This is a genomic window from Pseudomonas sp. L5B5 (assembly GCF_020520285.1).
In the GTDB taxonomy this organism is placed as follows: domain Bacteria; phylum Pseudomonadota; class Gammaproteobacteria; order Pseudomonadales; family Pseudomonadaceae; genus Aquipseudomonas.
In genome coordinates this window covers 6,513,752-6,536,012 of record NZ_CP084742.1, presented here as the reverse complement: position 1 = coordinate 6,536,012, position 22,261 = coordinate 6,513,752, and the positions used below count along the sequence as shown (strand labels likewise).

19 protein-coding genes and 1 pseudogene are annotated in these 22,261 nt (G+C 65.7%); 13 read left to right on the top strand and 7 right to left on the bottom strand.

The window, feature by feature from the left end; genetic code table 11:
• Positions 1-22 precede the first annotated feature (22 nt).
• Entirely contained in the window at positions 23-1,084 is a 1,062-nt protein-coding gene (locus LGQ10_RS30060; protein WP_058435933.1) for an AI-2E family transporter, read from the bottom strand.
• A 157-nt stretch (positions 1,085-1,241) separates the two neighbouring features.
• Here LGQ10_RS30060 and yegQ point away from each other — a divergent pair, with 157 nt between their 5' ends.
• Together yegQ and LGQ10_RS30050 are read left to right on the top strand one after the other, a co-directional pair.
• On the top strand, positions 1,242-2,567 hold the full coding sequence (yegQ, locus tag LGQ10_RS30055) for a tRNA 5-hydroxyuridine modification protein YegQ (RefSeq protein WP_058435934.1): 1,326 nt from the start codon (positions 1,242-1,244) through the stop codon (positions 2,565-2,567).
• Between the two features lie 337 nt (positions 2,568-2,904).
• Positions 2,905-3,918: a LysR family transcriptional regulator gene (locus tag LGQ10_RS30050; protein ID WP_058435935.1), complete on the top strand. Its 1,014-nt coding sequence runs from the start codon at positions 2,905-2,907 to the stop codon at positions 3,916-3,918.
• Here the strand turns inward: LGQ10_RS30050 and LGQ10_RS30045 are convergent.
• On the bottom strand, positions 3,862-4,608 hold the full coding sequence (locus LGQ10_RS30045) for an SDR family oxidoreductase (RefSeq protein ID WP_058435936.1): 747 nt from the start codon (positions 4,606-4,608) through the stop codon (positions 3,862-3,864). The two genes, LGQ10_RS30050 and LGQ10_RS30045, sit on opposite strands and share 57 nt — an antisense overlap.
• Before the next feature lie 261 nt (positions 4,609-4,869).
• Between LGQ10_RS30045 and LGQ10_RS30040 the strand changes: the two genes are divergently transcribed.
• The 5 genes from LGQ10_RS30040 to LGQ10_RS30020 are packed head-to-tail and all read left to right on the top strand — an operon-like array spanning position 4,870 to position 12,580.
• Positions 4,870-9,099, top strand: coding sequence for an amino acid adenylation domain-containing protein (locus tag LGQ10_RS30040; RefSeq protein ID WP_319003938.1), 4,230 nt, complete (start codon positions 4,870-4,872; stop codon positions 9,097-9,099).
• Between the two features lie 31 nt (positions 9,100-9,130).
• Positions 9,131-9,886 (top strand): SDR family oxidoreductase, encoded by a 756-nt coding sequence (locus tag LGQ10_RS30035; protein ID WP_226524089.1) that lies wholly within the window; start codon positions 9,131-9,133, stop codon positions 9,884-9,886.
• A gap of 32 nt (positions 9,887-9,918) precedes the next feature.
• Entirely contained in the window at positions 9,919-10,734 is an 816-nt protein-coding gene (locus LGQ10_RS30030; RefSeq protein WP_226524088.1) for a 2OG-Fe(II) oxygenase, read from the top strand.
• Positions 10,735-10,787: 53 nt separating this feature from the next.
• Complete coding sequence (gene serB, locus LGQ10_RS30025; protein WP_058435939.1) at positions 10,788-11,681, top strand: phosphoserine phosphatase SerB; 894 nt, start codon at positions 10,788-10,790, stop codon at positions 11,679-11,681.
• The gene (locus tag LGQ10_RS30020) at positions 11,678-12,580 is read left to right on the top strand and encodes a DMT family transporter (RefSeq protein WP_226524087.1); all 903 of its coding nucleotides are present in this window, start codon (positions 11,678-11,680) and stop codon (positions 12,578-12,580) included. The genes serB and LGQ10_RS30020 overlap by 4 nt, the downstream gene beginning before the upstream one ends.
• Positions 12,581-12,648: 68 nt before the next feature.
• On the opposite strand, the gene LGQ10_RS30015 is transcribed toward LGQ10_RS30020, so the two are convergent.
• The gene (locus LGQ10_RS30015; protein WP_226526235.1) at positions 12,649-13,965 is read right to left on the bottom strand and encodes a Na+/H+ antiporter family protein; all 1,317 of its coding nucleotides are present in this window, start codon (positions 13,963-13,965) and stop codon (positions 12,649-12,651) included.
• A gap of 382 nt (positions 13,966-14,347) precedes the next feature.
• Between LGQ10_RS30015 and LGQ10_RS31700 the strand changes: the two are divergent.
• A pseudogene (locus LGQ10_RS31700) lies at positions 14,348-15,637 on the top strand (HAMP domain-containing protein); the annotation flags it as partial.
• 102 nt (positions 15,638-15,739) lie between these two features.
• Positions 15,740-16,495 carry a methyl-accepting chemotaxis protein gene (locus LGQ10_RS31695; protein WP_413247641.1) on the top strand — a complete coding sequence of 252 codons (756 nt, stop codon included), beginning with the start codon at positions 15,740-15,742 and terminating at the stop codon, positions 16,493-16,495.
• A 153-nt stretch (positions 16,496-16,648) separates the two neighbouring features.
• On the opposite strand, the gene LGQ10_RS30005 is transcribed toward LGQ10_RS31695, so the two are convergent.
• Genes LGQ10_RS30005 through LGQ10_RS29990 form a run of 4 tightly spaced genes read right to left on the bottom strand, consistent with a single transcriptional unit; the run spans position 16,649 to position 19,249 of the window.
• A complete protein-coding gene (locus LGQ10_RS30005) occupies positions 16,649-17,962 on the bottom strand; it encodes a sensor histidine kinase (RefSeq protein ID WP_226524085.1) in 1,314 nt (437 codons plus the stop codon).
• Positions 17,959-18,627: a response regulator transcription factor gene (locus tag LGQ10_RS30000; protein WP_226524084.1), complete on the bottom strand. Its 669-nt coding sequence runs from the start codon at positions 18,625-18,627 to the stop codon at positions 17,959-17,961. Before LGQ10_RS30000 ends, LGQ10_RS30005 begins: the two co-directional genes overlap by 4 nt.
• On the bottom strand, positions 18,627-18,941 hold the full coding sequence (locus LGQ10_RS29995; RefSeq protein ID WP_058438085.1) for a PepSY domain-containing protein: 315 nt from the start codon (positions 18,939-18,941) through the stop codon (positions 18,627-18,629). Before LGQ10_RS29995 ends, LGQ10_RS30000 begins: the two co-directional genes overlap by 1 nt.
• On the bottom strand, positions 18,941-19,249 hold the full coding sequence (locus LGQ10_RS29990) for a PepSY domain-containing protein (protein ID WP_226524083.1): 309 nt from the start codon (positions 19,247-19,249) through the stop codon (positions 18,941-18,943). Before LGQ10_RS29990 ends, LGQ10_RS29995 begins: the two co-directional genes overlap by 1 nt.
• Positions 19,250-19,408: 159 nt before the next feature.
• Between LGQ10_RS29990 and LGQ10_RS29985 the strand changes: the two genes are divergently transcribed.
• From LGQ10_RS29985 to LGQ10_RS29970, 4 genes are all read left to right on the top strand, one after another.
• Positions 19,409-20,488, top strand: a complete 1,080-nt coding sequence (locus tag LGQ10_RS29985; protein ID WP_226524082.1) for a patatin-like phospholipase family protein — start codon at positions 19,409-19,411, stop codon at positions 20,486-20,488.
• 128 nt (positions 20,489-20,616) lie between these two features.
• Positions 20,617-20,973, top strand: coding sequence for a 6-carboxytetrahydropterin synthase QueD (queD, locus tag LGQ10_RS29980; RefSeq protein WP_022639769.1), 357 nt, complete (start codon positions 20,617-20,619; stop codon positions 20,971-20,973).
• Between the two features lie 225 nt (positions 20,974-21,198).
• Positions 21,199-21,651, top strand: coding sequence for a GNAT family N-acetyltransferase (locus LGQ10_RS29975; RefSeq protein WP_226526234.1), 453 nt, complete (start codon positions 21,199-21,201; stop codon positions 21,649-21,651).
• 17 nt (positions 21,652-21,668) lie between these two features.
• Positions 21,669-22,175, top strand: coding sequence for a nucleoside 2-deoxyribosyltransferase (locus LGQ10_RS29970; protein ID WP_226524081.1), 507 nt, complete (start codon positions 21,669-21,671; stop codon positions 22,173-22,175).
• The last annotated feature ends 86 nt before the right edge of the window (positions 22,176-22,261 follow it).

The following is a 22,261-nucleotide window of genomic DNA, read 5'->3' as shown; positions in this document are numbered from 1 at the left end:
CAATACCCCGGTGAACACCGCCTCAGGGCAACCGTACCCGCGGTCGGGTTTCGACGAACAGCGCCCAGCTGGACAGGAACAACGCGGCGATCAAGGGGCCGATGACAAAACCGTTGAGGCCGAAAATCGCCAACCCGCCCAGCGTCGAGATCAGGATCAGGTAGTCAGGCATCCGGGTGTCCTTGCCCACCAGGATCGGTCGCAACAGGTTATCCACCAGGCCGATCACCAGCACCCCGAACAAACTCAGCACCACCCCCTGCCAGATCGCCCCGCTGAGCAGGAAATACACCGCCACCGGCCCCCACACCAGCCCCGCGCCCACCGCTGGCAACAATGACAGGAACGCCATCAGCACCGCCCACAACAACACGCTGGGAATGTCGAGGAACCAGAAGATCAGGCCGCCCAGCGCGCCCTGGGTCACCGCCACCAGCACATTGCCCTTGACCGTGGCCCTCACCACCCGCGTGAACTTCAATTGCAGGCGCCGCTTCTGGTACTCGGCCAGCGGCACGGCAGCGCGGAACTTGCGCACCAGCTCCGGTCCGTCGCGCAAAAAGAAGAACAGCAGGTAGAGCATGATGAAGAAGCCCACCAGGAACTCGAAGGTGCCCTGGCCGAAGCTGAAGGCCTGCGTCGCCAGGTAATGGCTGCCCTGCATCGCGCCCTTGACCACCTTTTCCTGCAGGCCCTGGAGCTCGCCCAGGCCGAAGCGATCAAGCAAGGCCTGGAAGGTCGGCGGCAACCGATGCTTGAACAGGTCCAGGTAGCCGGCGATATCCAGTTGCCCGCTTTCGATCTTGCGGTACAGCTCGGCCCCCTCCTGGACCAGCAGCACGCTGGTGACGATCACCGGCAGGATGGCGATCACCAGGCAGATGCCCAGGGTGCACAGCGAACACAGGTTGCGCTTGCCCCCCAGGTGCAGGAGCAGGCGGCGCTGCAAGGGGGCGAAGATGATGCCGAGGATCACCGCCCAGAACAGCGCACCGTAGAACGGCAGCAAGATCCAGATGAAGGCCACCGTCACCATCGCCAGCAACAGCAGCAGGCTCTTGTTTTGCAGGTTGTTCTGATTCATGTCCGGTCCAGTTCGATCGACGCGCCACTGGCGTCCTGAAACTTAGTCCGCCGCCATGCCGCCAAGTGCCGTGATTTCTGTAGCGGACATAGATCCAGGTCAATGAATGCCGCTGGACACTGGCTTACCCTCGCGACCTTTTGCGACCGACAGCCCCATGACGCTCCTCGCCAAACCCGAACTCCTGGCCCCCGCCGGCACCCTGAAGAACATGCGCTACGCCTTCGCCTATGGCGCCGACGCCGTGTATGCCGGGCAACCGCGCTACAGCCTGCGGGTGCGCAACAACGAATTCGACCACGCCAACCTGGCCCTCGGCATCCGCGAAGCCCAGGCCCAGGGCAAGCGCTTCTACGTAGTGGTCAACATCGCCCCGCACAACACCAAGCTCAAGACCTTCCTCAAGGACCTGGCGCCCGTGATCGAAATGGCCCCGGACGCCCTGATCATGTCCGACCCGGGGCTGATCATGCTGGTGCGCCGGCATTTCCCGCACATGCCTATCCACCTCTCGGTGCAGGCCAACACGGTGAACTGGGCCAGTGTCGAGTTCTGGCAGCAGCAGGGCCTGACCCGGATCATCCTGTCCCGGGAACTGTCGCTGGAAGAAATCGAGGAAATCCGCCAGCAGGTTCCGGACATGGAGCTGGAAATCTTCGTCCACGGCGCCCTGTGCATGGCCTATTCCGGCCGCTGCCTGCTCTCGGGCTACATGAACAAGCGCGATGCCAACCAGGGCACCTGCACCAACGCCTGCCGCTGGAAATACAAGGCCGAGCCAGCCACCGAGAACGATCTCGGGGAGATCGTCCAGACCTTCGAGCCCGAGCCGACCCTGGGCCTGGGTGCACCCACCGACCAGGTCTTCCTGCTCCAGGAAGCCAACCGCCCGGACGAGCAGATGCCAGTGTTCGAGGACGAGCACGGCACCTACATCATGAACGCCAAGGACCTGCGGGCGGTGCAGCACGTGGACCGCCTGACCCGCATGGGCGTGCATTCGCTGAAGATCGAGGGCCGGACCAAGTCCCACTTCTACTGCGCCCGCACCACCCAGGTGTATCGCCGGGCCATCGATGACGCCGCCGCCGGACGCGGGTTCGACCGCAGCCTGATGAACGACCTGGAGTCCCTGGCCCAGCGCGGCTACACCGAAGGTTTCCTGCGTCGCCACGTGCACGACGAATACCAGAACTACCAGAACGGCAGTTCGGTCTCGGAGCGCCAGCAGTTCGTCGGCGAGCTCACCGGACAACGCCGCGACCGCCTGGCCGAGGTCAAGGTGAAGAACCGCTTCGCCCTGGGCGACCACATGGAGCTGATGACGCCCAAGGGCAACTTCCACTTCGACCTGCATGAACTGCACAACGCCCAGGGCCAGACCATAGAAGTTGCACCCGGCGACGGCCACACCGTGTACTTGCCGATTCCAGACCAGGTTGACCTGCGCTTCGGCCTGCTGATGCGCGATATCGGCGCCTGAAGCGCACCACCCGCCCTTCCCCTACCCCACCTTGGACGACCGCCCGGCGCAAATCGCGCCGGGCACACGCATTCCTTCCCCTCCCGTCCAGGGCCCGTCACGAAACCCTGCTAACCCTGGCCGAAAGGGTCTGCAACCGCTGTTGAAAAATCGTTGAAAACGCTCTGGACCGGCCCGCCAACCCGCTCCGCTCCAGGCCTGGCTGCCCCGGCCCGCGCGGCTGGGAGAATACGTGGGACGTTATACTTTTCGACCGTGAAAGCAGACCGCATTCGCGAAAAAAGCAGCTCCTGCAGTCGCAGAATTACAACGATAATTACAAAGGAATGTCTTGATTATGTCCGACTCCAATCTGCATCGGCTCGCCAGCCAATTCTCTCCCAGACCCATGGAGCATCGCCTGGAGCTCCGTCATCTGCGCTACTTCAAGGCCGTGGCCGAAGAGCTGAGTTTCACCCGGGCAGCCGAAAAGTTGCACATGGCCCAACCTCCGTTGAGCCAACAGATCAAGCAACTGGAAGAGGATCTCGGCGCCTTGCTGTTCGAGCGCCAGAGCCGCCCGCTGCGCCTGACCGAGGCCGGCGGGCAATTCCTGCTCAAGGTCCGGGCCATCCTCGACGATGTGCAATCCAGCGTCCGGGAAATCCGCGGACTCGCCGAAGGGCATACCGGGCGCCTGTCCATCGGCTTCGCCGGTTCAGTGATGTACAACCGGTTGCCGGAGGTGCTGGGCCTGTTCCAGCAGTGCTACCCGGGCGTGGAGCTGGCGTTCAAGGAACTGCTGGCAGCGGATATCGCGCCGGCACTGCTGGAGCATCACATCGACATGGGCTTCGCCCGGCCACCGATCAACGACGACCCGGCAATCGAGCAACGCTTGCTGCTCAAGGAACCGCTAGTGGTGGCACTGCCGGCTCGCCATCGCCTGGCCGGGCGCAAGAGCCTGGAGGTCAAGGACCTGGACAACGAGAAAGCCGTGCTCTACCCCCGCTACCCGCTGCCGAGCCTCACCGACCTGATCCTGGGCAGCCTCGAACAGCTCGGGGTCAAGGTGCGCATCGTGCAGCAGATCGAGAATCTGCAAGCCGCCCTGGGCCTGACCAAGGCCGGCGTGGGGCTGACCTTCGTGCCCCGCAGTGTCGGTGCCGAACAACGCCAGGGCATCGTGTTCCTGCCTATCCGTGGCAACCCGCTGCACTCGCCGCTTAGCGCCGCCTGGCTGCCGGGGTCCAACTCGGTGGCGCTGCGCAACTTCCTGCCCCTGCTCAGCCTGGTGGAAGAAGACCCCCACGCTCTATCGGCCCCCGGCAACCGGGATAATGGCCCCGGTGACATAGCTCGCCGCCGCTGAGGCCAACCAGCACACGCAGTCGGCCACTTCCTCCGGCAATCCTGCCCTGCCTGCGGGCACTCCCGTGGACATCTCAGCCAACCGCTCGGGTTTTCCGGCTGCGGCATGCAGTTGTGTCTCGATCAAGCCTGGGGCCACGGCATTGACCCTGATGCCTTCGCCAGCGACTTCCTTGGCCAGGCCGCGGGTCAAACTGTCGATGGCCCCTTTCGTCGCCGCGTAGTGGATCCACTCCCCACCACCGCCCAGTTCGGCGGCCCGGGACGACAGGTTGACGATCACCCCGCCCTCTCCACCATGGGAACGCCCCATGCGTCGCACCGCTTCGCGGGCACACATGAAGGCACCGAACACATTGACCTGGAAGACATGCTCCAGACGCTCGTAGGACAACGCCTCGAGTTTGCTGAAACCTTCCGTGACCCCGGCATTGTTCACCAGCAGCGACAAGGGTTCGGGCTGCTGGTCCAGGGCTTCGAACAACGCCACGATGGCCGCCGGCGAAGCGATATCCAGCTGTCGGCACCAGGCCCGGCCCCCCGTCGCAACGATCGACTCGACCACCTGCCGGGCCGCTTCGTCGTCACGCTCGTAGGTCAGGCAGACCTTGTAGCCCAGTTGCCCAAGCTGGCGCGCCACCGCCGCACCGATTCCACGACCTCCTCCTGTCACCAATGCCAGACCGGCCATATCGATTTCCTTATCAGAAACAGTGCAATAAACCTTGAATATGAAAGTTCAACTCAAGGAACTAATTTTTATAAATCGCGCTTCACACGACTGTCAACGCCGAAGACTACGACTGACAACTTATATATAGCCCATATAAAAGCATACGCAGCCGATATTGGACTCCAAGCCACGTGCTGCATAGCCTTCGAGCCAATTCACTCATCTGTTGATGTTTTCCAGGCCACAACTTCGGCCACCAGGAAAGTTCTAATAACGGAGATGGAAATGGCTGAACTTCTGATAGAGCGGCTGACCGGATGGATGTCACGGTCAGCGGAACAAGTCGCCCTCAGCGATGCCTCCCGGCACATGACTTATTCAATGCTAGAACAGGATGCCCGGGCCGTGGCCGCGCAGATCTCTGCGCGGGGTATCGGCGACGGGCAACTGGTGGCAATCGTCGGGTCCCGGTGCCTGGACATCGTGGTCGGGCTGGTGGCCGTGATGTTCAGCGGCGCGGCCTACACCATCGTCGAGGTGGCGGCCCTGGACGAGGATGCCGGCACGCGCCTGGAGCAGATCGGTGCCGACCTGGTGCTCGCCGTGGGCGGCTACGCCATGCCGGGCCACGGTTCGCTGGCCTATGCCTTCACCGGTTCGTCCGGGACCCCCGCCCCGGCGCCGCTGCCAACCGGCGACACGGGCGGTTCGACGGCCTACGTGCTCTATACCTCGGGCTCCACCGGCACGCCCAAGGGCGTCGCGGTATCCCCGCGCAACATTGCCCACTATTGCCAGGGCGTGGCCCGGGCGCTGGGGGTTACCCATGGCCTTCGTTATGCCCACGTCAGCACCCTGGCGGCCGACCTGGGCAACACCACACTGTTCCTCGCGCTCTGGACCGGCGGCAGCCTGTACATCGCCGACGAATACGAACGCAAGGACCCACGGGCCCTGTACCGGATGCTGTCCGAGCGCCAGATCGACGTGCTCAAGATCACCCCCACCCACTGGCGCACCCTGCTTGACCAGGCCACAGCGGGCCAGGGCCCGGGCCCGACCCTGGGCTGGCTGGTACTCGGCGGCGAAGCCCTGGCCCCGGAGCTGGCGCGCAGCACCCTGGCCAGTGGCACGGTGACCCGGCTGTTCAACCATTACGGCCCGACGGAAACCACCGTCGGGGTCACGGTCCAGCCCGTGCAAGCCGACCAGTTGGCGGCCCTGGGCGAGGCCAGCGTACCCATTGGCCGAGCGCTGGGAGACAGTCGCCTGCTGGTGCTGGACGCCAATGGCCGCGACTGCCCCGCCGGGACCATCGGCGAACTGTACATCGGCGGTCCGCAGGTCGCCCTGGGCTACTGGCGGCGGCCGGACCTGGATGCCGGGCGCTTCGTCGAACACCAGGGCCACAGGCTCTATCGCTCCGGCGACCGGGTCCTGCTGGACGACCAGGGTCGGCTGCACTTCGCCGGCCGGGCCGACCGCCAGGTCAAGGTCAATGGCTACCGGGTCGAGCTGGGGCATGTCGAGGCCGTGCTGCAACGGCTTCTGGAGCAGCGGGCGGTAGTGGTCCATCGCCGCTTCGCCGAACGCGATTACCTGCTGTGCGCCTACGAAGGGCCACCCAAGAGCAGTGGCTGGCTGCGTGCCGGGCTCGCCCGACAGGTGCCCGGCTACATGCTGCCATTCAGCTTCGACAACCTGGCGAGCCTGCCCATGAATGCCAACGGCAAGCTCGATCGCCAGGCCGTCGAACGCCAGTTGCAGGAAGGCTTTGCCGCAACCATGGCCAGCACCCTGGATGAAGCGGCCCCCGCAGACGACCCCTACGGCAAGCTGCTGGGCGCCTTTCGTCGCCACTGCCGGGCGGCGACCGCGGGAGTCGACAGCGACTTCTTCGACCTGGGTGGCGACTCCCTGGATGCCGTGCGGCTGATTTCCGAGCTGCAACTGGAGGGCTTCGAGGTCACCGCCCGGGCGTTCCTGGGCAACCCCACCCTCGCAGGGCTGGTGGCGCAACTGCAACACGCCAGCACGCCCACCGAGGTCAACGAAGACCGTGGCGACGCGGCCAGCCAGGGCATCGCCGGCCCGGCCCAGCAATGGTTCCTGCAGCAGGACATGGCAGAACCCGATCGCTGGACCCAGTCCATGCTGGTGCAGGCCGAAGTGCGCCTGGACCCCGAGCGCCTGGGCCAGGCCTGCCTGCAAGTGCTGCAGGCCCATGAGATGCTGCGCTCGCGCTTCGCCTACGACGATGAACAGCAGGCTTGGGTGTTCGAGGCTGTCGCCGCTTACCCCGAAGTGTTTTCCCACCTGGAGGGCGAGCCCCCCGAAGACAACCTCGAGGCATGGGTCAACCGGCGCTACGGCGTCCTCGAAAGCCGCCTGAGTATCAGTAGCGGACAGTTGTTCTTCATCGAGCTGATCACCTATCACGACCAGCAGTACCTGCTGCTGGTCGCCCATCACCTGGCCGTGGACGTGGTTTCCTGGAGCCTGATCCTCGACGAGTTGATGATCCGCTACACCAGCGACAACCGGGCCAACCCCTTGCGCTGCGCCAGCTACGCCGACTGGGTCGGGCACCTGCAGGCCCACCGCGACCTGCTGGCCCGGGATACCGCCTACTGGCAGCAACGACTCGGCAATCCGGCGCAGCAACCCTTTGCCGCTGGCACCGAGAAAGACGCGCAGACCGCCTGGATCACCTTCGACGGCGAGCAGACGGCGCGCATCCTCGCTGCCGCCGCACGCAGCGGCGTGTCCATCGACCAGTACCTGCTGGGCCAGTACCTGGCCGAGGCCAACCGCCACTGGCCCGAGCCGGTGCTCAATGTGACCTTCGAAAGCCACGGCCGGCTGAGCCTCGACGACCAGACCGAAGTCTCGCGCACCGTCGGCTGGTTCACCGCCGCGTTTCCCCTGGCCCTGGCATCCACCGACCTGGCCCGCACACCGGTCGCCGCGGTCCGCCAGGCGCTGGCCGCAGTCCCGCACCTGGGGCACTCCCATGGCTGCAGCGGGCTGCCCCAGGTCGCCACCCGGCATTGCTTCAATTACCTGGGCAAGGCCAGCCTGGGTCTGCGCGACGACTGGAAACTGAGCCCGGCGCCCGTCACCTACGCCGGACTGCGCGGTCGCGAGAACCCGCGAATAAACCAGTTCAAGCTCACCGGCAGGCTGGCGGGCGAACAACTGATCCTGGACTTGAACTTCAACGCCCAGGCCACGGCCCCGGCGCTGATCGGCGAATTCGCCCAGGCCCTGCGCTGCGCCCTGCTCGACAGCCCGGCTCCCGCAGGCGGCGTGTACCTGTCAACCAGCAGCTCCAGCGGCGCCTTGTGGAACATCCCCGCGCCGGCAATCGGCAGCGGTGCCGTGGCGCTGCCAGGCAAGGCGGCGCAGAACATCCTGCTGACCGGCGCCACGGGATTCATCGGCATCCATGTCCTGCGCGAGTTGCTGGAGCAGAGTGACGCCACCCTTCACTGCCTGGTCCGGGCGGAATCTGCGGCAGCGGCTCGGGCACGCCTGGCAAGCGCCTGGAGCCACTTCTTCGCGGATGCCAGCGCGCTGCCACCGGAACGCGTGCAGGTCTGCGTCGGTGACATGAGCCAGGCCGGTTTCGGCCTGTCCCAGGCCCAGTGGGACAGCCTGGCCAGCAGTATCGACGCGGTCTACCACTTCGCCGCCGATACCCGCCTGGTGGGCAGCCGCAGCGACATGCAGCGCAATATCGTGTTCCCCACCCATGAACTGGTGCGCTTCGTCGAGAGCGGGAGCAGCAAGGCCCTGCACTTCATGTCGACCCTGGCCGTCAGCGGTTGCTACCGGGGCGCCGAACCGGTGGTGTTCGACGAAGACGCACTGGACGTGGGCCAGGACTTCCTCAACGAATACGAGCGTTGCAAGTTCCTTGCCGAAGGCATTGTCCGGGAACTGGCCTACCGCGGGCACAGCGCCTTCATCTATCGCTCGGGCAATGTCACCGGCCATTCGCAGACCGCGATGTTCCAGCGCAACGCCAACGCCAACCGCTGGGTGCAGTGCATCAATGCCATTGCCCATGCCGGCTATGCACCAGCCCAGTACGACGAACCACTGGTGCTCAGCCCGGTGGACATCGTCGCCCGGGGCATCGTCAGCCTGTCGCTGGACCCGTCCCTGCGAAGCGGCACCTATCACGTGGATTCGCCCTACTCGATCTCCTCGAGCCTGTTCGTGGATTCATTGCAGGACCTGGGCATCCCGATCAAGCGGGTCCGCGCACGCAGCCTCAAGGACGCCCTGGAGCACTCCGGCAAGACCACCCAGGCCGAGGTCGCGCTGGGCCTGTTCTGGGCCTCGCGCGAGGCGCGCAACCTGACCTACGACCACTCCAGGACCCTGTCGCGCCTCATGGAGCACCGGGTCGAGTTCTCCCAGCTGTCCCAGGACTGGGTACTCAAGTTCGTGCGGCGACTGAAGGATCTCGGATTGTTCGGGTACGCCCGGACCAACGGGTGACCACGACCACCCCCCATTGAAGGAGCAAGCAATGAACAATCATTCGACCGTGGCGATATCGGGCGGCACCTCGGGCATTGGCCGCGCCGTCGCCGAATCCCTGTTGCAGGCCGGGGCCAACGTGGCCATCAGCGGCCGCGACCAAACCCGCCTGGAGCAGGTCTGCGCGGCAGCCAACGACAACGCCAGGCGGGCCGTCGGCCTCGCCATGGATGCCAGCGACCCGGCCCATGTATCGCAACTGTGGCGAGCCGGCGAACAAGCCTTCGGCGAGCGCCCCAGCGCTTTCGTGCTGTGCGCCGGACGCGGCCTGCCGGGCTCGTTGCTGGGCTCCGACAGCGAGCAATGGCAGGAACTGGTGGAGGTCAACGTGCTGGGCGCCATGCACCAGCTGCGCTCCGCCGCCAAGGCCTTCCTCGAACAGCGGCGCGACAGCGAGCGGGTCCAGGACATCGTGGTCATCGGTTCCACCGTGGGGCGCAACCTGTCCGCAGGCAACCCAGTGTACGGCGCCACCAAGTTCGCCCTGCACTCGCTGGTCGAATCCCTGCGCCAGGAGCTGGCCAGCAGCCTGATCCGGGTGACCCTGATCGAGCCCGGGTTCGTGCGCACCGGCTTCCAGGAGACCGCGGGGTACGACATGCACGGCTTCGCCGCGCTGGAGCGCGACCAGGGGCCGTTCCTCAGCCCCGAGGACGTGGCCCGCGCCATCCGCTTCGTGCTCGAACAACCCGAACACGTCCACATCGACGACATCCGCATCCGCCCTTCGCGGCAACGCATCTGACCCGCAACGCCACTTCCCAAGAGGATCCATGCATGAACATGCTCGTCAAACCTGCAAGAAGAGAAACCGCGCCACCGGTGGTCGCCACCGAACTGAGCACCGAGTCGCTGCTGGCGCTGGCCGCCCGCGAGATCGGCGCGATCCACGTCAAGGGCTACTACCCCGTGGACATCGCCGAGCGGGCCGCCGAGGCAGCCATCGAGCACCCCAAGCTGGGGTACTACAACAAGAAGTACACCAGCAGCGTGGGCCGGATCTGCACGCCGCACATCGATTCGGAATGGAACCAGGAAGCCGGGCGCAAGTACCACGCCGAGGCCGTGGAGAACATCCAGGACCTGCGCTCCCTGTTCGAACCGCACCTGACCCCAGCCGACAAGATCCGCCTGCAATTGCAGGAATACTGGCCCGGTGGCGCCCACATCCAGCGCCTGTACGGACACACCTGCTTCGTTGGTGCGATCCGCGTGTTCAAGCCGTCTTCCTCGCGTTTCTACCCGCACAACGACACCATCATCGAGGAGTCGGATGCACCGGAGCTCGAGGGGATCGAGGAACAACTGGTGGCCAACATGTACCTGCGCACGCCCCGGCACGGCGGTGACCTGCAGCTGTGGCTGCGTGATCCGAACCCCGAGGAGCTGATACAGATCCGCGACGTGGAAGGGCTGCTGCCGGAGAAGGTGGAGAAGCCGCCATTGGTGCTGCATCCGGATGCCGGCGACCTGATTATCTTCAGCTCGCGCATGCTGCATGCCGTGACTCCCAGTGAAGACAGCTATCGTATCGGTATGGCAGCCTTCATCGGCTGCTACGGCAGCGACCGGCCCCTGACCTACTGGAGCTGATCGTCCCGTGAACGTGGCGCCGGCCCCATGCGGCGCCACCTTGGCGAAAGGTTATGACCAAGAACCTCATTCTGTTCGGCTTCACCCCGGCACGGCAGGCCACCCTGGCCAGCGGTCTGCAACGCCTCGGTTTCGACGCTCCCCGGTGCGGCCACGGCGGCCTCATGACCCGCTGGCAACAGCACCATGAAACCCGGCGCGGGGAACTCTTCAACGGCCTGCGCAAGCTGGCCACGGATTTTGCAGTGCTGCCACCGGGCCTGGCCCTGGAAGACTTCCGGCTGCTGGCCTGCGACATGGACTCCACCCTGATCGAGGTCGAGACGATCGTCGAGCTCGCGGCCTTCGTCGGCGCGGCCGAGGAAGTCGGCCGCCTCACCGAACGCGCGATCAGCGACACCCGGGACGACTACGCCACCAGCATGCGCTACCGCATCGGGCTGCTGCGCGGCCTGGCCCTGGACGACCTGCACCGGGTGATCGAACGCACGGCCCGGCTCTCCCCTGGCGCCCGCGAGCTGGTGCACACGGCGGCCCGGGCCGGCCTGCGGACGGTCATCGTCAGCGGTGGTTTCGACCTGGTGGCACAGCGCATCAGGCAGCAACTGGGCATGGATGAAGCCTTCGCCCATGAGCTGCAGGTGATCGATGGCTGCCTCAACGGCACCCTGCTCGGCGAAGTGATCGACGCCCCGGGCAAGGCCGCCATCGTCCAGCGCCTGTGTGCCCGCCACGGTATCGCAGCGCACCAGGTGATCGCCGTCGGTGACGGTGCCAATGACCTGGAGATGGCTCGGCAAGCCGGGCTGTTCGTCGGTTTCCGGGCCAAGCCGGCGCTGCTGCCGGCCTGCGACATCGTCCTGGACCACGGCGGGCTGGACGGCCTGTTCGCGGCGCTGGCCCAGGCCCGCCAGGTCGTGCGCGAGCCTGACGAGGAAGTCCGGTGAACAATCTGCTGATGAGCGTGCACAAGCGGCCGGACCTGTGGATCTCCGGCCTGTTCCTCATGCTGTGGTCGTCGGGCTTCGCCATCGTCAAGGTCGGGCTGCAGTACTGCAGCCCGATGATGTTCCTGTGGCTGCGCTACGTGATCGTGGTGCTGGTGCTGCTCCCGGTGGTGCTGGTGCAACGTCCGCCCCTGCCCCGGGGACGCCCCTTGCTGGCGATGATCTGCAGTGGCGTGCTGATGCAATGCGTGTACTTCGCCGGGACCTACCTGGCCATCGATGCCGGCATCAGCGCCGGCCTGCTGGCGCTGATCGTCTCGCTGCAACCGGTAGTGATCGGCGTTGCCTCGCCCTTGCTGCTGCGCACGCCGGTGGCCGGCAAGCAGTGGCTGGGCCTGCTGCTGGGGTTCCTTGGAGCGGCGGTGGTGATCCTGGCCAAATCCGGGGTGGAGCGCTTCACCGTGCTGGGCATGGGCCTGGCCTGGTTGTCGCTGCTAGGCCTGAGTGCCAGCGTGCTGCTGGAAAAGGCCTCGACCCCGCAGCCCATCATCCTGTCGCTGTTCAGCCAGTACTTGCTGGGCATGCTGCTGGTGTCGCCCCTGGCCTTCACCCTCGACCCGCAACCGATCCAGTGGACCTGGCCGTTCATCGGGTCCCTGGGCTACCTGTCGTTCTTCAATTCGCTGCTGGCGATCGCCTTGCTGATGCTGCTGGTACGGCGCAACGAGGCGGCCAGGGTATCGGCGGTGTTTTTCCTGGTGCCGCCCTGCGCGGCCCTGGTGGCCTGGCTGCTACTGGGCGAACCGATGCCCTGGCTGGCCTGGGGTGGAGTGATCCTGGCGGCCATGGGGGTGCGCCTGTGCAGCTCGCCACTGCCGGCCAAGCCATTGCTCAAGTGAGGGTCTGCCGGCTGGCAGCCTAGGCGACGGTGGGGAGCCGGCGCGGCTCCCCGGGCGCAAGGTGGTGCTCAGAGCACCATCGCCGCCACCCAGCCGAAGGCCAGCAGCGGCAGGTTGTAGTGCAGGAAGGTCGGGACCACGGTGTCCCAGATGTGGTGGTGCTGGCCGTCGATGTTCAGGCCCGAGGTCGGCCCCAGGGTCGAGTCCGAGGCCGGCGAACCGGCGTCGCCCAGGGCCCCGGCGGTGCCGACGATGCAGACGATGGCCAGCGGGCTGAAGCCCAGTTGCACGCACAGCGGCACGAAGATCGCAGCCAGGATCGGCACCGTGGAGAACGACGAGCCGATGCCCATGGTCACCAGCAGGCCCACCAGCAGCATCAGCAGCGCGCCCACGCCCTTGCTGTGGCCGATCCAGCTGGCCGAGGTCTGCACCAGGCTGTTGACCTCGCCGGTGGCCTTCATTACCTCGGCGAAACCCGAGGCGGCGATCATGATGAAACCGATCATGGCCATCATCTTCATGCCTTCGGTGAACAGCTCATCCGTCTCGCGCCAGCGCACGATGCCCGACATCGAGAAGATCAGGAAACCGCACAAGGCACCGATAATCATCGAGTCCAGCAGCAACTGGACGACGAACGCCGCCACGATCGCCAGGCCCGCCACCAGCAGGGTGCGCGGGTTGTACTGCACCTCCACCTGCTCGACCTTCTCTATCCGTCCCAGGTCGTAGACGCGCTTCTTGCGATAGCTGAAAAACGCCAGCGCCAGGCCGCAGACCATGCCCAGGGCCGGGATGCCCATGGCGTGGGTGACATTGACCTGGCTGATGTCGACACCGCTGCGGGCCACGTTGGCCAGGAGGATCTCGTTGAGGAAGATGTTGCCGAAGCCCACCGGCAGGAACATGTAGGGGGTGATCAGGCCGAAGGTGATGACACAGGCGACCAGCCGCCGGTCCAGCTGCAGCTTGGTCAGCACATACAGCAGCGGCGGCACCAGCAGCGGAATGAACGCGATGTGGATCGGCAGGATGTTCTGCGAGGCGATAGCCACCACCCACAGCAGGCCGATCAGCAGCCATTTGACCTGGCCGCCGCCGTGGGCATCCTGGCGGTCCACCAGCAGCAGGATCTTGTCGGCCAGGGCATGGGCCAGGCCGGACTTGGCGATGGCCACGGCGAAGGCGCCGAGCAAGGCATAGGACAGGGCCACCGTGGCGCCGCCGCCCAGGCCACTGTTGAAGGCCTTGAGCGTGGCCTCGATCCCCAGGCCACCGGTGAGGCCGCCTACCAGCGCCCCCACGATCAGGGCGATCACTACATGCACGCGGGACAGGCTGAGCACCAGCATCACGCCTACCGCGGCAATTACTGCGTTAATCATCGTTACCTCGTTACTGCGGGCAAAAACCGCGCAAAAGCCTGTGTCCGACTGGAAGACAGCACGCTGCCGACATCGGGATGAAAAGAGGTTGTTGTTAGAGGGCGCGCACTTTGCAGCAGTGGGCCCGGCTTGTCAAAACCGCCGCCCGGCGCCCACCGGCGCCCGGCTTCGTGCAGCCGCTGCCGCAGGCTGCGCACGGCCCGCAGGGTCGCAATGGTCGCAACAACGCTGAAGGTCCTGCGGACCTTGTCGCAGCCTCGCGGGCTCGGCAGCGGCCACAGATGGGGGGGGATGGATTTCGAACGCTCGTTTAAAGAAACCCGACCAACGGCCGTTACAGGGCAAAGTCTCAGATATTTATCGAATAAAGGACGTCTCCATGTCGCTCAGACAACTTTCCATCCAATGGAAGATCACCTTGCTCGCCGGACTCTGCCTGTTGGGCATCGTGTCGTTGCTGGTGGGGCTTTCGCTGTACCGCATGGAGCACAGCTCCGAGCTGGTGAAGGCCTCAAGCATGGAGATGCTCAACGAAGCCGCCCAGGCCAGGATCGAGGCCCAGGGCGAAGTCCAGGCCCTGGGAATTCGCCAGCAGTTCATGGATGCGTATCAATACGGCCATGGCTTCTCGCGCCAGGTCCTGTTCCTGCGCGAGCAGGCCGAAAAACGCTTCCTCGATGCCTTCGACCTGCGCGAGGACCTGACTCGCCAGGTCAAGTCGGCGCTGCAGGCCAACCCCGACCTGCTGGGCCTGTCCCTGGTCTTCGAAGCCAACGCGCTGGATGGCAAGGACAGCCTGTTCACTGGCCAGGGTGAACTGGGCAGCAACGAGAAAGGCCGCTTCGCCCTGTACTGGTCGCAACCGACCCCGGGCCAGTTGACCTCCATGCCGCTGCCGGAAAGCGACATGAGCGACACCCGCACCGGCCCCAGCGGGCAACCGGCCAATGCCTGGTTCACCTGCCCGCGCAGCACCCTCAAGCCCTGCGTGATCGAGCCCTACTTCTATGACATCGCCGGGCAGAAGGTGCTGATGACCAGCATCGTCTTCCCACTGCAGGTGGACGGCAAGGTCATCGCTTCGCTGTCGGTGGACATCAACCTCAACAGCCTCCAGGCCGTCAGCCAGAACGCCAGCCGCAAGCTCTATGCTGGCCAGACCAATGTCAGCATCATCAGCCCCGAAGGCCTGCTGGCCGGCTACAGCCCCGACGCCAGCAAGCTCAGCCAGCGCCTGGAGAGTGTCGACAGCACCAACGGCGCCGAGCTGATTCGCCAGCTGGCCAACAGCTCGCAGACCCATAGCCTGCACAGCAACCGGCAGCTCAAGGTACTGGCCCCCTTCACCCCGATCCCTGGCGGCAAGCCGTGGGGCGTGTTGCTGGACGTGCCGGAAAAGGTCCTGGTGGGCCCGGCCGAGACCCTCAAGAGCGAGCTGGATGCCAGCAACAGCAGCGGCACCCTGATGGAACTGGGGCTGGGCCTGCTGGCCGCGGTCGTCGGCCTGTTCCTGGTCTGGCTGATGGCCCGCAGCGTGACTCGGCCGATCCTCGGCGTGGCCACCATGCTCGAGGACATTGCCAGCGGCGAAGGCGACCTGACCCGCCGCCTGGCCTATGACAAGCACGATGAGCTGGGACAATTGGCCGGCTGGTTCAACCGCTTCCTGGACAAGCTTCAGCCGATCATCGCCGAGGTCAAGCGCTCGGTTCAGGATGCCCGTGGCACCGCCGACCAGTCCTCGGCCATCGCCGCCCAGACCAGCGCCGGCATGGAACAGCAGTACCGCCAGGTAGACCAGGTGGCCACTGCATCCCATGAAATGAGTGCCACCGCCCAGGACGTGGCCCGCAGCGCGGCCCAGGCGGCCCAGGCCGCACGGGATGCCGACCAGGCGACCCGGCAGGGCCTGACCGTGATCGACCGCACCACCCGCAGCATCGATCTGCTGGCGGCCGACATGAGCACCGCCATGGGCCAGGTCGAAGGCCTGGCAAGCGACAGCGAACAGATCGGCTCGGTGCTCGAGGTGATCCGCACCATTGCCGAGCAAACCAACCTGCTGGCCCTCAATGCCGCCATCGAAGCCGCACGGGCCGGGGAAGCCGGCCGCGGTTTCGCGGTGGTGGCCGATGAAGTGCGCAACCTAGCGCAGCGTACCCAGGAGTCGGTGGAAGAAACCCGGCAGGTGATCGAACAGCTGCAGAACGGCACCCGCGACGTGGTGGCCTCCATGGGCAACAGCCATCGCCAGGCCCAGGGCAGTGTCGAGCAGGTGGGTCAGGCGGTGACCGCCCTGCGCCAGATCGGCGATGCGGTGACGGTGATCAGCGACATGAACCTGCAGATCGCCAGCGCCGCCGAGCAACAGAGTGCCGTGGCCGAGGAGATCAACAGCAACGTGGCGACGATTCGCGATGTCACCGAGTCGCTGTCGGAACAGGCCAACGAATCGGCGCGAGTCAGCCAGTCGCTGAACAGCCTGGCCAACCAGCAGCAGGGCCTGATGGACCAGTTCCGCGTCTGATCGCCATAGCCGCTACCAAGCCCGCGAGGCTGGCCCGCAAGGCCTTCGGCGCCATCGAGGGCGGCGTCCCCTTCGGGGTCGATCGCAGCCTTCGGCAGCGGCTACACCGCCAGGCCTGCACCCGGCCGCAATGCAACGCGGCACCTGGCAAGCTCAGCGCCGGGGCAGCTCGATCGCCACCCGCAAGCCGCCCAGCGGGCTTTGCCCCAGGCTCAGGGTTCCTCCCCAGGCCTCGACGATATCGCGCACGATGCCCAGGCCCAGGCCATGGCCATCGGTCTGCTCATCCAGGCGAGCGCCACGGCTGAACACCTGTTCGCGGCGCTGCTCCGGAATCCCTGGGCCATCGTCGTCCACCGCCAGGCAAAAGCCCGAACCACGCTCCTCCACCTGCAACTGCACCTGGGCGTCCGCCCACTTGCAGGCGTTGTCCAGCAAGTTGCCCAGCAGTTCCAGCAGGTCCTCGCGGTCCCAGGGCAGGCGCAGCCCCGGCGCCGCGTGGTAGCTCAGCTCCAGGTGCTCGCCATGGATCATGTTCAAGGTCGCCAGCAACCCCGGCAATTCGGCATCGCATTCGAACAACGCGCCAGGCAGCGCATCGCCGGCCAGTCGCGCCCGGTTCAGTTCGCGATTGAGCCGGGTCTGTACCTGCTCCAGCTGCTCCAGCAAAATCTTGCGCACCTCCGGCTGGGCCGCGAGCTTGGGGCCCGAGGCCAGGCTCAGCAGGACCGCCAGGGGCGTCTTCAAGGCATGCCCGAGATTGCCCAGGGCATTGCGCGAGCGTTTGAGGCTGTCCTCGGTATGGGCCAGCAGATGGTTGACCTGGGCCACCAGCGGCTCCAGTTCCACCGGCACCTGGGCATCGAGCTGGGAGCGCTGGCCCAACTGCAACTGGGCAATCTGCTCGCGGGCCGTCTCCAGCGGACGCAGGGCCCGGCGCACGGTCAGCCGTTGCAACAGCAGGATCAGCAGCAGGCCCGCCAGGCCCAGGCCCAGGCCGATCTGGCGCATGCGCTGGAAACTCTCGCGCACCGGGGTGTAGTCCTGGGCCACGCTGATGCTGATCGACTGGCCGAAACGCTTGTAGTCGCTGCGCAACACCAGCAGTTGCTGGCCCTCGGGCCCCAGTTGCAGATTGCCCTGCAGCCCGGCTTCTTCCAGTTGCGGCAGGTCCTGGTCCCACAGGGAGCGGGAGCGCCAGTGCACATTGGCAAAGTCGATACGAAAGTAATGGCCGGAGAACGGCCGCTGATAGGCCGCCGACAACCGTCGCTCATCCAGTTGCAGGCCTTGCGGGCCGCGAACCAAGGCCAGCAGCAGGCTTTCGCTGGCATTGCGCAGGCCAGCCTCCAGGTAGCGTTGCAGGCCCACTTCGAACAGCCACAGGCTGGTCTGGGCCAACGCCAGCCCGACCACCAGCATGACCCCCACCAGACCCAGGCTCAGGCGACGCTGGATCGACCTCACGAAGCCACCCCGCCGAACAGGTAGCCCTGGCCCCGGCGGGTTTCAATGACGCTGCGTCCCAGCTTGCGCCGCAGATGGTTGACGTGGACTTCCAGCACATTGGAGTCGCGCTCGGTCTCGCCGTCGTACAGGTGTTCGGCCAGGTGGCTCTTGGAGAGGATCTGCTGTGGATGCAGCATGAAGTAGCGCAGCAGGCGAAACTCGGCAGCCGTCAGTTGCACATCCTGGCCATCGCGGACCACGCACTGGCGTCCCTCGTCCAGGTGCAGCCCGGCGGCTTGCAGGGTCTGCTGGTTGGCCTGGCCATGGGAACGGCGCAGCAGCGCCTGGACTCGCAAATGCAACTCCTCGGGGTGGAACGGCTTGCTCAGGTAATCGTCGGCGCCGGCCTTGAGGCCCTCGATGCGCTCGGCCCAGGAGCCCCGGGCGGTGAGGATCAGCACCGGAGTGGCCAAGCCGTCGACGCGCCATCGACGCAGCACGTCCAGTCCCGGCACCCCGGGCAGGCCCAGGTCGAGAATGATCAGGTCATAGGGTTCGCTGGCGCCCTGGTACAGGGCGTCACGGCCGTCGGCCAGCCAGTCCACGGCGTAGCCCTGGCGATTGAGGCCCTCGAGCAGTTCATCGGCCAGGGATACATGGTCTTCCACCAGGAGCAGGCGCATCAGTCGTCTTCCTCGTCTTTCAACAGGCGCCCGGTGGCGGCATCCAGGTCCAGTTCGCGAACCACGCCGTCCACGGTCAGGAGCTCGACTTCATAAATGAACACATCGTGTTTTTCTTCCAGCTCGGCCTCCAGCAGCTTGGCCCCCGGGTAGCGGTCCATGGCCTGCTGCAGCAGTTGCTCCAGGGGCAGGATGACTCCCTGCTGGCGCAGGCGCAGGGCCTCGTCCTGATCCAGGTCGCGGGCCGCAGCCAGCGAGCAGAATAACAACAGCGCCAGGGCTACCCGGCTGCCGATGGGCAATCTCCGATTCATTACGTGTCCTGATGATCCTTGAGCAACTGGCCGCTCACGGCGTCCAGTTCCAGGTCCCATTCCAGCCCCTGCGGGTCGCGCAGCTCGACCTGGTAGATGTACTTGCCGTACTCCTCTTCCAGCTCGGTTTCGCTGATGCTCGCCCCAGGATGTCGGGACAGGGCCATGGCATTGAGTTTTTCAAAGGATACGATGGTACCAGCGTCGCGCAACCGCAGCGCTTCATCCGGGCCCAGGTCGCGGGCATGGACCAGGCTGGCGGTAAGGGCGATCAGGCTGGCGCCGAACAGGGCGGTCAGGGTTTTCATGGCAGGTCTCCAAGGCAGTGGCCAACGGCCGATATTGCCAACGATACCCAGGACAACTTAATTGAAGCTGAATGCCTCCGGCGGCCTGACAGAACTTTCATTCGGCCCGCCAGGTCATGCTTCTCTATACTCGACGGCTGATTCGACAGTGAGCCCGATATGACCGCCATCCATATCAAGTTTCCCGCCCTGACCCTCAAGGCCGGCCCGCGCGCCCTGGCGCGTATCCGCCGACAAGGCCTGCATGCCGGAGAGGTCGGCACCTTGCCGGGCGCCGCCGGCGGTCCCAAGGCCCTTGGCATCCAGGGGCTGGACCTGGCGCTGTTCGGCGAATGGCTGCCCGCCGTGCCTCGCGCGCGCTCGCTGATTGGCGCCTCGGTGGGCTCCTGGCGGTTCGCCAGTGCCTGCCTGCCCGACGCCGCCGAAGGCATTCGCCGCCTGGGCCAGCTGTACAACGCCCAGAGCTTCGCCAAGGGCGTGACCATGGCGCAGATCAGCCAAAGCTCGCGACAGATGCTCGACGACCTGCTCGAGGGCCGCGACGCCACCATCCTCGACAACCCCCACTACCGACTGAACATCATGGTGGTCAAGAGCCACGGCCTGCTCGCCGACGACCATCGCGGGCGCCTGGGCCTGGGCCTGTCCTCGGTGATCGCCGACAATCTGCGGGGTCGTGCGCGCCTGGCCCGGCACTTCGAGCGCCTGGTCCTGCACGACCCACGCCAGGCGCCGCCGCTGCACGCGCTGGAGGACTTCCCGTCGCGCTTCGTGCCCCTGGATCGCGGCAACCTGCGCCAGGCGCTGCTGGCCTCGGGCTCGATCCCCATGGTCATGCAGGGTGTACGCGAGCTGCCTGGTGCCGGTGCCGGCACCTTCCGCGACGGCGGCCTGCTGGACTACCACCTGGACCTGCCCTACAGCGGCAGCGACATCGTGCTCTACCCGCACTTCACCGACCGGGTGATTCCCGGCTGGTTCGACAAGACCCTGCCCTGGCGCCGGGCCAGCCCCCAGCGCCTGCAGGATGTCCTGCTGCTGGCGCCGTCCCGGGAGTACCTGGCTCGCCTGCCCTACGGCAAGCTGCCGGACCGCAACGACTTCAAGCGCTTCATGGGCGACGATGCCAGCCGGCAGAAGTACTGGCGCAGCGCCATGGACGAGAGCCTGCGCCTGGGCGACGAGTTCCTCGAACTGGCCAGCCAGGGCCGCCTGGGCGAGCGCCTGCAAAGCCTCTGAGACCCGGAACGGCTGCGGACTGACCCTTTAGTCAGGGTTTTTCCGCAAGCGGTGGGGCAAGCTGATAGACTCGCCGCCTGCCTCATTTCGCCCCAGGGCGATGCCATCCGACAGAGCTGACCGACACCGTGGAAATCTTCAAAGAATTTACCTTCGAATCCGCCCACCGCCTGCCTTTCGTGCCCGAGGGCCACAAGTGCGGCCGCCTCCATGGCCACTCGTTCAAGGTGGCGATCCACCTGAGCGGCGAGGTCGATCCGCATACGGGCTGGATTCGTGACTTCTCGGAAATCAAGGCGATCTTCAAGCCACTGTACGAGCGCCTGGATCACAACTACCTGAACGACATTCCCGGCCTGGAAAACCCCACCAGCGAAGTCCTCGCCAAGTGGATCTGGAACGAACTCAAGCCCCTGCTGCCGGAGCTGAGTGCCATCCGCATCCATGAAACCTGCACCAGCGGCTGCATCTATCGCGGTGAATGAGCCGGCCTGAAACCTCCCTACGGGGTAATGCCGGTCAGTGTGACGAGGGAGCCTTCCACTGGGGCGCGCAGCGGCCCCAATAAAGAGGACTGCTAAGCAGTCCAGCGCGAGCAAGCTCCCTCGCCACAAGAACAGCGCTTGGCCTTGGCTGAACGGCATTGCGCCATGGGGTGGTTTTTTATGCCTATGCTTGCCCCATCCCCCGCCGCCCGAGCATTCGCCGCCATGCCGCCGACCATACGCCCCGCCGCCCTGCCCGACCTGAGCGCCATCGAACGCATCGCCAAGAGCGCCTACGCGCCCTATATCGCGCAGATCGGCCGGGAACCGGCGCCAATGCTCGAAGACTATTCCTGCCTGGTGCTGGCCGAGCAGGTCTGGGTGCTGGAGGAGGAGCAGGCGATCGCCGGTTTCATTGTCCTGCTCGGCGCCCAGGAAGCCCTGCTGCTGGACAACCTCGCGGTCAGCCCCGAAGCCCAGGGTCGAGGCCATGGCCGGCAACTGCTGGCCTTTGCCGAGCAACAGGCCCTGGCTGCCGGCCACAGTTGCGTACGCCTGTACACCAATGAAGCCATGACCGAGAACATCGCCCTGTACGGCCGCCACGGGTACGTGGAAACCCACCGCACGGTGGAGAATGGACTGCGCCGGGTGTACATGAGCAAACCGCTGGACTGAACCGCACAGGAGCGCCCATGCCCCCACGTATCTACCTCGCAGGCTTCGACGTGTTCCGCACCGATGCGAAGGACCATGGCACATACCTCAAGCGACTGTGCAGTGCCCAGGGCCTGCACGGCCTGTTTCCCCTGGATAACCAGGCGCCGCCAAACCTCTCGCCAGCGGCCACGGCCCAGTGGATCTGCCGGCAGAACCTGCAGATGATCCACGACTGCACGGCGCTGCTGGCCAACCTCAACGATTTTCGCGGCCTGGAGCCGGATTCCGGCACCGCCTTTGAAGTGGGCGCAGCCATCGCCCTGGGCAAACCGGTGTGGGCCTACTTCGAAGGCCCCGCCACCCTGCGCCAGCAAGTACCCCATGACGCCTGCGGGCGCGACGCCCAGGGCTTTGCGGTGGAGGACTTCAACCTGCCGCGCAACCTGATGCTGGCCTGCACCTGGAGCGGCCGCAGCACCTGTGTGGAAGCCGCCATCCGCGACCTCGGGCAGTGGCTGAGCGCTTCCCCTCCATCGGCCTGAGATAGCCAGCAGCGTCACTTTCTGCCGAAAACGACCACCCCGGACAAAAGCCTTGTTTTGACGCGAAAGCCGATGTTATGTTTCTA